General features: G+C 46.5%; 11 protein-coding genes. 5 read left to right on the forward strand and 6 right to left on the reverse strand.

Annotated elements, in window-relative coordinates:
• Window positions 1–24 precede the first annotated feature (24 nt).
• From bioD to bioB, 4 genes are read right to left on the reverse strand one after another with little or no spacing between them, the layout of a single operon-like run.
• Entirely contained in the window at window positions 25–693 is a 669-nt protein-coding gene (gene bioD, locus B2U97_RS11170; protein ID WP_286823316.1) for a dethiobiotin synthase, read from the reverse strand.
• Between the two features lie 18 nt (window positions 694–711).
• Window positions 712–1,479 carry a methyltransferase domain-containing protein gene (locus B2U97_RS11175; protein ID WP_286823317.1) on the reverse strand — a complete coding sequence of 256 codons (768 nt, stop codon included), beginning with the start codon at window positions 1,477–1,479 and terminating at the stop codon, window positions 712–714.
• 38 nt (window positions 1,480–1,517) lie between these two features.
• Window positions 1,518–2,648, reverse strand: coding sequence for an aminotransferase class I/II-fold pyridoxal phosphate-dependent enzyme (locus tag B2U97_RS11180; protein WP_243734856.1), 1,131 nt, complete (start codon window positions 2,646–2,648; stop codon window positions 1,518–1,520).
• Between the two features lie 24 nt (window positions 2,649–2,672).
• Complete coding sequence (gene bioB / locus B2U97_RS11185; protein ID WP_011234570.1) at window positions 2,673–3,710, reverse strand: biotin synthase BioB; 1,038 nt, start codon at window positions 3,708–3,710, stop codon at window positions 2,673–2,675.
• A gap of 101 nt (window positions 3,711–3,811) precedes the next feature.
• Between bioB and bioA the strand changes: the two genes are divergently transcribed.
• On the forward strand, window positions 3,812–5,107 hold the full coding sequence (gene bioA / locus B2U97_RS11190) for an adenosylmethionine--8-amino-7-oxononanoate transaminase (protein ID WP_011234571.1): 1,296 nt from the start codon (window positions 3,812–3,814) through the stop codon (window positions 5,105–5,107).
• On the opposite strand, the gene B2U97_RS11195 is transcribed toward bioA, so the two are convergent.
• Entirely contained in the window at window positions 5,104–5,463 is a 360-nt protein-coding gene (locus B2U97_RS11195; protein ID WP_011234572.1) for a hypothetical protein, read from the reverse strand. The two genes, bioA and B2U97_RS11195, sit on opposite strands and share 4 nt — an antisense overlap.
• A gap of 107 nt (window positions 5,464–5,570) precedes the next feature.
• Here B2U97_RS11195 and asnS point away from each other — a divergent pair, with 107 nt between their 5' ends.
• Window positions 5,571–6,971, forward strand: coding sequence for an asparagine--tRNA ligase (asnS, locus tag B2U97_RS11200; protein WP_011234573.1), 1,401 nt, complete (start codon window positions 5,571–5,573; stop codon window positions 6,969–6,971).
• Here asnS and B2U97_RS11205 read toward each other — a convergent pair.
• On the reverse strand, window positions 6,968–7,534 hold the full coding sequence (locus B2U97_RS11205; protein ID WP_286823318.1) for a nitroreductase family protein: 567 nt from the start codon (window positions 7,532–7,534) through the stop codon (window positions 6,968–6,970). The two genes, asnS and B2U97_RS11205, sit on opposite strands and share 4 nt — an antisense overlap.
• A 108-nt stretch (window positions 7,535–7,642) precedes the next feature.
• On the opposite strand from B2U97_RS11205, the gene sppA reads away from it, so the two are divergent.
• From sppA to B2U97_RS11220, 3 genes are read left to right on the forward strand one after another with little or no spacing between them, the layout of a single operon-like run.
• Entirely contained in the window at window positions 7,643–9,493 is a 1,851-nt protein-coding gene (gene sppA, locus B2U97_RS11210) for a signal peptide peptidase SppA (RefSeq protein ID WP_272988889.1), read from the forward strand.
• A 38-nt stretch (window positions 9,494–9,531) separates the two neighbouring features.
• Window positions 9,532–10,545 carry an asparaginase gene (ansA, locus tag B2U97_RS11215; protein ID WP_153849130.1) on the forward strand — a complete coding sequence of 338 codons (1,014 nt, stop codon included), beginning with the start codon at window positions 9,532–9,534 and terminating at the stop codon, window positions 10,543–10,545.
• Window positions 10,546–10,578: 33 nt separating this feature from the next.
• Window positions 10,579–11,922, forward strand: a complete 1,344-nt coding sequence (locus B2U97_RS11220) for a sodium-dependent transporter (protein WP_272988891.1) — start codon at window positions 10,579–10,581, stop codon at window positions 11,920–11,922.
• Window positions 11,923–11,931: the final 9 nt, after the last annotated feature.

An 11,931-nucleotide genomic window follows, 5' to 3' on the forward strand; every position in this document is an offset into this window, starting at 1 on the left:
GGGGTATTTAGTCGTATTTCAATCTTACTTATGGAAATAAATGCTCAAATCTTCCTCTGTCCAGCCTGGCAAATAAGGAATACTAGCGAGCTCTTTTTCGCCCATCAACTCACGTAGCGACTCCAGATTCTCGGCCTGTCGCGGCATCGGCTCCGGCCCCGTTTGCACGGCAATCCAACCTGCAACATCGCAACCTTCCTGCTTTATTGATTGCAGGCTAAGCAACGCATGGTTCAGGCAACCCAGTTTTAACCCGACCACCAGCACAACTTTCGCATTAACCTCCTTTACCACTTGCGGCATACGCAGTCCGGAAGCCAGAGGTAACTGCCAGCCACCGGCACCTTCAATCACTAAACTGTCTATTGGCCGCTCATGAAACCAGTCTACCGCTTTCAACAGGCGTTCTTTGTCTATGACCACGCCACTGTCTGCTGCCGCAATATGAGGCGCAATTGCGGCTTCAAAGGTATAAGGATTAACTCTATCGTAATCAAAGGAAGTATTAGACTGACGCATTAAATTCAGTGCATCTTCATTCACCAACTGCCCGTTTTGCCAATGACAACCGGATGCAACTGGCTTCATTACCGCAACTTGTTGCGACTGCTTTACTAAGTATTGAACAAAAGCACATGCTGCAACGGTTTTTCCTGCATCAGTGTCCGTTCCGGTAATAAAATAAGTGTTCATATCAACTTAAACTCAATGCTACTTAACTAATTTAATATTAAGAATTGACCATTCAAGTGGCAATCCCTGCAAAGTTCTATGATTTTCGAAGGCATTTTCCAACTGCTGTAAGCGGTTGCGCGTCATCAGTCCGGCGTTATCAGTTCGCCTCACATAGTTGGCACCAACTCCCTTAATACTGCCTATAAGTTCACGGACACTGGCAAAATACTGGGTGTATTCTTCTGTCACGAATTCTGAATGACGCCAGTTAACTGAGTCGACTTCATTCTGCACCCTCTCTGCAGATTTAAAGCGGTGCGTATGTTGCAAATCGTCCACTGCATTCCAGCTTTTTGTGAAAGAGTTGAAAGTGCCCTCAATAACGGTATTAACGGTTACAACCCCACCCGGCTTTAAAACTCGATAAGCTTCACTCATCGCATTTTGCAAATTATCGACCCATTGCATAGACAAATTAGCGAAAAGCCAGTCGACTGAATTATCAGCTACTGGCAAAGCTTCCCACTCGCCATTAAGCCAACTCAGTTCCGGATAATCAGCGGCAGCTTTAGACAACATAGCCGGAGCAATATCAACACCAAGATAATGATTTGCCCGGAGTAAGAGGTCTGCTGTCGTTGACGCGGGACCACAGCCAACGTCAAGCACCTGATTCACATTAGCCGGCCCGAGGCTTAATAGCCGGCTGGCTGTTAAGCGCTGAATACTCGCGTGCTGGTGGTAGTATTTCGCCGCCTTATTGAACTGCCGCGCAACAGCCTGTTGAAAATTCATTATTTTCATAACGGAGGTTTCATAACTTAGATTTCATAACGGAGACTTCATAACTGGCTAAGAATCCTATCTACCCGACTCCAAAATTGAGCAAGTTCGGGCGTCGACATTTCTGACGTTAAACTAAAACGGATACGGGAGCTTCCCGCAGGTACTGTTGGCGGACGAATAACGCTGCATAAATACCCCTGAGCCTGTAGTTCTGTTGCCATGTTTAGCGCGTCATCATCGGAGTTAAATAACCATGTTTGTATGGCCGAGTTTGATTCTATCGTTTTTAAACCGCGCTGTTTCAGCTGTTCCCGAAAATACTGAATGCGCTCAGCAAGTCTTCCGCGGCGGTCATCGCCTTCTGCGCTGCGTACAATTTCTACAGAGGCTTTTATTGCAGCGGCCTGAGCCGGCGGCATCGCAGTGGAATAAATATAATCACGGCAAAACTGAATTAAACTTTCAATTTCATCATCATCGGCACAAACAAAGGCTCCACCGACGCCCAACGCTTTACCAAAGGTGCCGGTTATCACATCGGCAACAGCGGAGTCCGCAACTAATGAGCCTTTCCCCTCAGCGCCATACGCGGCTATTCCATGCGCATCGTCAAGCATAATTTTCAGATCATACTTGCGCTTTAAATAAGCCAACAGGTTTAAATCACAGGCGTCTCCGTCCATGCTAAAAACACCTTCGGTCACCAGCCAGTCGCACGGACTGGCTTTGCTAACAACTGGTTCAGGTTGGTTATGTGGAAACCGCTTAAAACGCCCTTCACCGTGCTGCATACCGTCAATAATTGAGGCATGAACCAATTTGTCGGCGAACAGCTTTTGTTGTTTATCGATCAGGGTTGTCAGCACACCGTGGTTTGCTGCGAAACCTGAATTAAACAGCAAAGCCCTGGGTTTATTCATCCACTCGGCCAGCAACTCTTCCAGTTCCTGATGAACTTTACTGTAACCGCTGAGTAACGGTGAGCCAGTACTGCCAACACCCCAGATATCAATAGCTTGCTTAAATGCACGCTTTATATCCGGATGCTGGCTTAAGCCGAGGTAATCATTGGTACTGAAATCCAATTGCCAATGAGCGTCGGAGCTACGTACCTTTCGCGAGCGAAACAGCGAAGAGTCTTTACGCTCATTAAGCCGCTGCTCATACCCCAACACGATTTTCTCCACTCTCTATTCTCTGCCTATTCTCTACTAAGACGCGTCGTAGTATCGAACAGGGTTTTGCTGTTCTTTAATCGCATCTTCAATAACCGCGGTGTGAACTTCATCATCATAGCCGTCGCGCTGTTCAGGCTTAATGCCCAGACGCTCGAATAAACGTAAATCGGCATCTGCTTCAGGGTTCGCTGTGGTCAGCAGTTTTTCACCATAGAAGATTGAGTTAGCACCGGCGAGAAAGCACAACGCCTGCATTTCATCGTTCATGTCTTCACGGCCGGCGGACAAACGTACATGCGAAGCTGGCATTAAAATACGGGCTACGGCAACGGTACGCACAAATTCAAAGTTATCTAAGTCTTCCAGTTTGGCAAAAGGCGTGCCTTCTACTTTAACCAGCATATTAATCGGTACGCTTTCCGGGTGCTTAGGCAAATTCGCCAACTGCACTAATAAAGAGGCTCGGTCGGTGACGCTCTCGCCCATACCAACAATGCCTCCGGCACAGACTTTCATACCTGCGTCTCGCACATTATTCAGCGTATTAAGGCGATCCTGATAAGTTCGGGTGGTAATGATGTCACCATAGAACTCCGGAGAGGTATCGAGGTTGTGGTTGTAATAATCAAGACCGGCCTGCTGCAGCATTTTTGCCTGTTCATTACTTAACATGCCAAGTGTCATACAGCTTTCCAAACCCAATGCTTTCACGCCTTTGATCATTTCAATGACGTAAGGCATATCGCGGTCTTTCGGATTACGCCAGGCGGCGCCCATGCAAAAACGGCTCGCGCCCTTCTCTTTCGCTGCCTGTGCTTCAGCCAGCACACTTTCAACTGCCATCAGGCGCTCGCGATCCAACCCGGTGTGATAATGGGCGCTCTGCGGGCAATACTTACAGTCTTCGGGGCAGGCACCGGTTTTAATCGACAACAAGGTACTGACCTGAACTTCGTTCGGGTTAAAGTGCTGGCGATGCACTGTTTGTGCTTCGAAAACTAAATCGTTCAACGGCATCTGCAAAAGATTCTGAACTTCTTCAATGGTCCAGTCGTTACGAATTTGTGGCATGGTAAATCTCGTGTGCTTGGCAAATTATGGTCGACTAGAATAATCCAGCTCGATACACTGTCAATATACTTTCAGTTTAATACTTTACAATAGTTTAATTTATGAGCAAAAGCGATATTGAGTTTGATCGACAGCACATTTGGCACCCATATACCTCTATGCTGAACCCATTACCTGCTTATAAAGTTGAGTCAGCAAAAGGTTGCAGATTAACTCTGGATACCGGCCATGAGGTGGTTGATGGCATGTCTTCCTGGTGGGCTGTTATTCACGGATACCGCAATCCACGCTTAGATGCCGTTGCTCACCGTCAGATAGATAAAATGAGCCACGTTATGTTTGGCGGTATCACGCATCAACCCGCGATTGATCTTGCTCGACGTCTTATTGAACTGACTCCTGAGCCTCTACAACGAGTATTTATTGCCGATTCAGGCTCTGTCAGCGTTGAAGTTGCCATAAAAATGGCCTTGCAGTTCTGGCTGGCGCAAGAACGTCCGGAGAAGCACCGACTACTAACCATAAAAGGCGGCTACCACGGCGATACGTTTAAAGCGATGTCGGTTTGCGACCCGGTCAACGGCATGCACCATCTTTTTAACAGAGCTATTAACTCCCAGCTTTTTGCTGAAGCCCCCAGGCTAACCCCTGACGATGACTGGGCAGAGACTGCTGGTGACGAACTCAGACACTGGTTCGAGCAACACCACCATGAGTTGGCGGCGGTTATTCTTGAACCTGTTGTTCAGGGAGCCGGTGGTATGCGTTTTTATCACCCTGAATACCTAAGGCTAATACGCCAGCTTTGCGACGATTTTGACGTATTACTGATAGCGGATGAAATTGCAACAGGGTTTGGTCGTACCGGCAAGTTATTCGCCTGTGAACACGCTGGAATTACGCCTGATGTTCTCTGCGTTGGTAAAGCTCTGACCGGTGGTTACATGACGCTGGCAGCCACGCTAACCACGAAACAGGTAGCAGAAACCATTGGTCACGGCCCCGGCGGAGGCGCATTAATGCACGGCCCTACTTTTATGGGGAATCCTTTAGCCTGCGCGGTTGCAGCTGAGTCACTGGCGATTATTGCTGAGGGTAAGTGGCAGCAACAGGTTGCTGAAATTGAAGCTCAGTTAAAGCAGCAACTTCTTCCCCTGGCTGAATGTGATGCAGTAAAAGACGCACGAGTTTTTGGGGCTATTGGCGTATTAGAAATGCACCACCCCATTGATGTTGCCATTGCGCAGAAGCGTTTTGTTGAATTAGGGGTATGGATACGCCCGTTCGGACGCTTACTTTATATTATGCCGCCTTATGTTATTTCTACGAACGAGCTCAGCCGTTTAACCGTTGCCATGAAAGACTACGTTGAAACTCAGAGCTCTATTAAGGCTTAATAACCAAAGAAATAAACCGACAAGCCACCCAAACAACTCATGATCAGTATCAGGATATTGATCCACAAATGCTGTTTGTCCTTGCGGAAAAGAACATAATTAAGAACAAAGCTGAGCAGACTCACACAAAGGCCAATAACTAAAAGAATAACGAATAAGTCACCTAATGTGATGAGCCAGTCTTCGCGAACAGGAATACCAAAAATTTCAGTCAAAATGGTATCGCGCTCAGGTTTTGCATAATTGAAAACGATAGCGGCAACGACAAAGATAAACCAGCCGAAAATAGACAGCCATCCCAGAACACGGGACCAAAATGGTACCTGCTTTAAATCCGCTAAGGATCCCCTTTTCATAATTTTTCTCTCGGTTATCAGGGGTTATACTTGAGTCTGCGCCAAAGCGCGGTAACATAGCAACCTTTCTATAGCAAAATAGTGTAAATTTCGGAGAAAACCAACTCATGTCGTATGCTTCTGTAGTGGATGTTCTGACGGGAAAAGTCGCTGTCGATGAGACCGTCACAGTCCGGGGCTGGGTACGCACCCGCCGTGACTCGAAAGCCGGTATTTCATTTATTAACTTGCACGATGGCTCATGCTTTGATGCCATTCAGGCCGTGGTTCCGGCAGAACTTCCCAATTACAGTAATGAAGTGCAGAAACTGACGACCGGTTGTTCTGTAGCTATTACCGGTGTTGTTGTCCCTTCTCAGGGCAAAGGTCAGTCATTTGAACTGCAGGCAACCAAAGTTCATGTATATGGCTGGGTGGAAGATCCCGATACCTACCCTATGGCTCCTAAACGTCATAGCATGGAATACTTACGTGAATACGCGCATTTGCGTCCGCGTACCAACATTACCGGTGCGGTCATGCGTGTTCGTAATGCGTTATCTCAGGCTATTCATCGCTTCTTCCATGAGGAAGGTTATTTGTGGGTGAGTACACCAATCATCACGACTTCCGATTGTGAAGGTGCCGGTGAGATGTTCCGTGTTTCAACACTGGACATGCTGAATATCCCGAAAACAGATAAAGGCGAAGTCGACTACTCTGAAGACTTTTTCGGCAAAGAAGCGTTTTTAACGGTGTCGGGTCAGCTGAACGTAGAGTCTTACGCTTGCTCTTTATCTAAAGTTTACACATTCGGCCCAACCTTCCGTGCTGAAAACTCGAACACCAGCCGTCACTTGTCTGAATTCTGGATGGTAGAACCCGAGCTGGCGTTTGCCACTTTAGATGATGTTGCCGGCTTAGCCGAAGCCATGCTTAAGTATGTGTTTAAAGCCGTTCTGGAAGAGCGCCCGGACGACATGGCGTTCTTTGCCGAACGCATTAACTCTGACGCTATCAGCCGTTTAGAAGCCATTGTAAATAATGACTTTGTGCACATGGATTACACCGACGCCATTGAGATACTGAAGAACTGCGATAGAAAATTCGAATACGCGGTTGAATGGGGTGTGGATTTACAATCAGAGCACGAGCGTTATTTAGCTGAAGAACATGTCGGCGCACCAATTATTCTGAAAAACTATCCGCGCGATATTAAAGCCTTTTACATGCGCCAGAACGAAGATGGCAAAACCGTTGCCGCTATGGACGTTTTAGCGCCGGGTATTGGGGAAATTATCGGTGGTTCCGCCCGTGAAGAACGTTTAGACATTCTTGACCAGCGAATTGACGAAATGAACCTGCCAAAAGAAGAATACGGCTTCTACCGCGATTTGCGTCGTTACGGTACCGTTCCTCACGCCGGTTTTGGCCTGGGTTTTGAGCGCTTAGTGGCTTATGTCACCGGCGTACAAAATATTCGTGACGTTATACCTTTCCCACGGGCTCCGAAAAGTGCCGAATTTTAATCCAGCACTAAGTCATTACCGTTCATAAAAAACGGTGATGAATCTTTCTGAGGCTTTATTGGCGTAGGGACTGCAGGTGTCCCTACGTACAGAAAGCCGACAATGGCGTCGTCCACAGACAATCCCAACTGCTCCTTGATAAAGTCGTCCTCGGCCATCCATCCGGTACGCCAAATAGCACCTATACCTTGTGCAAAGGCCGCTTGCTGCATGCCGTGAGTGGCACAGGCAACCGTACACAGTTGCTCATCACGGGGGACTTTCGGGTGCTCCTGAAAACGCAGACAAGAAACAATGATCATTGGGGCCCGAAATGGCAGCTGCCCAGCCTGCTCTATGACCGTTTCTGAAAAGTCGTTAAGACGCGCAGCCTGCTGGTAGATATCCGCCAGAACCTGCCTCTCTTTTCCCTGAAACTGAATAAACTGATATGGCGTTAGTCCCATATGATCAGGCGCACGAACAGCTGCGGCCTTAATTAACTCCAGTTGCTCTATAGTAGGACCGGGTTCACTCAAACGCGGCATGGAGGAACGGCTGGTTAATAACTCTTCGGCATTCATACTTCACCTTATTCAATGTGTAATGGTTAGTTACATTCTCTGACTGGTCTGTTACTCGCACATTCGATATGCTAAGGCCTGTTTTTATTAGCTAATGAGAATTTAACTATGCGCTCAATCTTCAGTTATTTATGGAAAATAATCAACGGTACGCGCAAGGTCATTTTGAACCTTGTATTCTTTTTAATCCTCGCGGTTTTTCTCGTTAGTCTATTTAGCGGAGAGGATCCTATCGAAGTACCGGAGAATGGCATTCTGGTTCTTAACCCTAATGGCATGCTGGTTGAAGAGAAGACTTGGGTTGATCCTTTTAGTCAATTCCTGAATGAAGCTATGGGAAGCAGTGATGATATCCCCGAAGTTCTGTTATCTGATGTGGTCGACTCAATTGAGAAAGCCAAAACAGACGAACGTATAGGCGCACTGTATTTAAACTTACAAAACTTGTACCCAAGCGGACTCAATAAGTTACAGGCAGTTGCCGAGGCTCTTGACGATTTCCGTACCTCTGGTAAACCCATTATCAGTAATGCTGATTACTATGATCAGCATCAGTATTATCTTGCAGCGCATGCAGATCAGCTTTACCTAAACCCAATGGGCGGAGTTGTATTTGAAGGGCTTGATTACACTCAACTTTACTTTAAGGACTTACTCGACAAGCTTAAAGTTCAGCCTCAAGTCTTTAAGGTCGGTAAATTTAAAGCGGCTGTTGAACCTTTTATTCGTAACGACATGTCTGATGAAGCACGTGAAGCCAATGAGTTTCTTTATTCAGCTTTGTGGGATAGCTTCCGCACCGATGTGACAGCGGCCCGTAACATTAATCCGTTGGTTACCAGTGGTAAAGTTGATGATTACATGTCGGCCTTTAACAGTGCCAATGGCGATATGGCCAAAATGGCGCTAGAAACAAACATGGTTGATGCGCTGCGTACACGTACCGAAGTTCGTAACGAGCTCATCAATTTAGCCGGGTACGACAAAGAAGAAGATACCTTCCGTCATATTACCTACGACAACTATCTGGCGACTGAAATGGAAGTCCCGGAAAGTCTGCAACCGACAGATCGTAGCCAGATCGCGGTTGTTGTTGCTCGTGGGCAAATCGTTAACGGTTCGCAAAAAGCCGGTATGATTGGTGGTGACAGCACCGCAAAACTGATTCGTGAAGCACGCAATAACAAGCAGACGAAAGCGATTGTGCTGCGCATAGACAGCCCCGGCGGAAGTGCCTTTGCCTCTGAAATTATCCGTCAGGAAATCCTCCAGGCAAAAGAAGCCGGTATTCCGGTTGTGGCATCAATGAGCACCGTGGCAGCATCTGGTGGTTATTGGATAGCAGCAGATGCCGATAAAATTGTGGCAGCACCAACTACCATTACCGGTTCAATTGGTGTCTTTGGCCTGTTAATGACTTTAGAAGACAGTTTGGCGGCTATTGGCGTTCATAGCGATACTGTCAGTACGACTGAGATACAAGGTTTAAATCCACTGGAAGAAATGACTGAGTACCAAAAGAAATTGGTGCAAAGCTCGGTTGAAGCCACCTATGAAGACTTTTTGACTATTGTCAGCAAGGCTCGCAACATGTCCCGCGACGACGTGCATGAAGTTGCTCAGGGCCGCATCTGGACGGGTAAACAAGCAATGGAGCGTGGATTAGTTGACCAACTTGGAGACTTTGACGACTCAGTAGCTGCGGCCGCTGAGCTGGCTGCCATTGATGATTACGATGTAAAAATTGTTCAACAAGAGTTGTCATCGAAAGAGCAATTTTTTGCCAACATGTTTAACAGCTCTTCAGAGTACCTCCCTGTTCCAACTGTTGGTGGTGAGGCTCAACACTGGTTAATGGGTACACTTAATAAAGTGAAATCTGAAACTGCGGTTTTACAAAACTTTAATGATCCTAAAAATGTTTACTCTTACTGTGCACTCTGCCTTCAACCGCGATAGAATTATCGCGGTTATTTCGCAGAGCACAGGAGTGAACTTTGCCTCGTAAAAAGATTTATGTCGCATACACTGGCGGCACCATAGGTATGAAAAAATCAGCTCAGGGTTATGTTCCGGTTGCGGGACACCTGAGCCGGTGCGTTGAAAACATGCCGGAGTTTTTCCGGGAAGAAATGCCCGAATTTACCATTAATGAATATTCACCATTAATGGACTCATCAAATATGGCGCCGTCTGACTGGGTGACCATTGCTCGTGATATAGAAAGGAACTACGACGATTACGATGGTTTCGTCATTTTGCACGGTACCGATACCATGGCTTATACGGCGTCGGCTTTGTCCTTTATGCTACAAAATTTGAGTAAACCCGTTATTGTAACTGGTTCACAGATACCTTTAGCCGCCCTGCGTTCTGATGGCCAGACCAACCTGCTCAATTCGCTCTATGTGGCTGCGAACTACCCTATTCCTGAAGTTGGTTTGTTCTTTAATAATACGCTTTACCGGGGAAATCGCTCGACCAAAGCAGACGCCAACGGATTTAATGCTTTTGCCTCCCCTAACTACCCTTCCTTACTTGAAGCAGGAATCCAGATTCAGTTAAACGCAGGAGAGCTCTCAGAGCCCTCAAACCAGCCATTAAAAGTCATTGAAATGACCCCTCAGCCAATCGGTGTGGTCATGCTTTATCCGGGAATATCCGCTGAAATTATAAAAAACCAACTGCAACAACCGGTAAAAGCCATGATTCTACAAAGCTACGGTGTCGGCAATGCACCACAAGACGATGCACTGCTGACTAGCCTGAAAGAAGGAATTAACCAGGGGATTACCATTCTAAACTGTACTCAATGCTTTCGCGGCCGGGTTAATATGGACGGCTATGCGACCGGCAATGCTCTGGCTGAAATAGGTATCGTGTCCGGGGCAGATATGACCATTGAGGCGGCACTGACTAAATTGCATTATCTGCTGTCACAAGATTTGAGCCTGAGTAAAATGCAGAAATTGTTACAGAAGAATTTACGTGGCGAATTAACTCCGCCATAATTTGACGCAGCTTAAATAATAATAAGAAAAATTATGGCAAATTCATCACCTGCGTTCGCAACACGATTAGGGTTTATATTAGCTGCCGCTGGCTCAGCGGTTGGCGTTGGTAATATTTGGGGCTTCCCTACCCAGGCCGCCAGTAATGGCGGCGGTGCTTTTCTATTGGTCTATCTGATTATGATTGTTTTACTGGCATATCCTATGCTGGTAGCCGAAATAACCATTGGCCGTATACGACGTCAGAACCCAATAGAAGCATTACGTAACTTATCCAGTAGACCCTTTTTAAGAGGCTCAGGTGCTATCGCCGGGGTCATCGGCCTTATTGTCTTAAGCTTAATATTGAGTTTTTACGCCATTGTATCGGGGTGGCTTGTTTCTTATATGCTGGCACCACTGATGGTTTTAATCGGTCAGCCTGAAACTGCTCTATGGTTTACAGAGTTTTCGGTTTCCCGAAATATAACTACCATGATATTTTTTATGCTGTTAACCGTTTACGTTGTACGTTCTGGTGTAAACAACGGCATAGAACGCTGGTCCAGACGATTAATGCCATTATTGTTCATATTGTTGATTGGCATGTCCGCTTACATTTTAACGCAGGACGGTGCGATACAGGGCCTGAAAATGTATCTGCTTCCCGACTTCTCAACAATTACCGATCCGAACCTGATTATTCGGGCCATGGGGCAGGCATTCTTCTCTTTGTCGCTCGGTGTTTGTGTCATGATGACGTACGGTGCGTACCTTTCAAACTCCGAGAACATACCCAAAACAGCAGCCTGGGTAGCAGGCATTGATACCAGCGTTGCGTTTTTAGCTGGCCTGCTCATTCTACCAGCGATGTTCGTAGCACAATCTAATGGCGTCACCATTTATGCAGACGATGGTACTCTGCTTTCGGCGGATACTTTAGTTTTCACCGTATTACCTGCGATGTTTGATGCACTAGGTTACGCTGGACTATTTATGTCTTTTGGCTTTTTCCTGCTAATGGTTATTGCCGCTATTACCTCATCTATTTCTATGCTGGAAGCACCGGTCAATGCATTACGCGAAGAAGCAAACTGCGACCGTAGTAGTGGCGTCTGGATCATTGCGCTTATCGTAACCGCTATTTCCACGACGATAATCTATAATTTTGAGTTACTTTTTGGCGCCGTTATTACCTTTAGCACGGTTTATATGCAGCCAATAATGGCTTTAGTGTTCGGTGTTATGCTGACCTGGGTATTACGTCAAAATTATTTATTAAAAGCGTTAAAACAAGGCTCACCAGACATTGATAAAAGCTTATTCTGGAAGATATGGCCGTGGTACGTAAAGTTCATTTGTCCGATACTGATTCTGCTAGTTATCTGGCGCGGTTAATAACCGTTG

This window comes from Idiomarina sp. UBA3176, from assembly GCF_002364295.1.
Taxonomy (GTDB): Bacteria; Pseudomonadota; Gammaproteobacteria; order Enterobacterales; family Alteromonadaceae; genus Idiomarina; species Idiomarina loihiensis.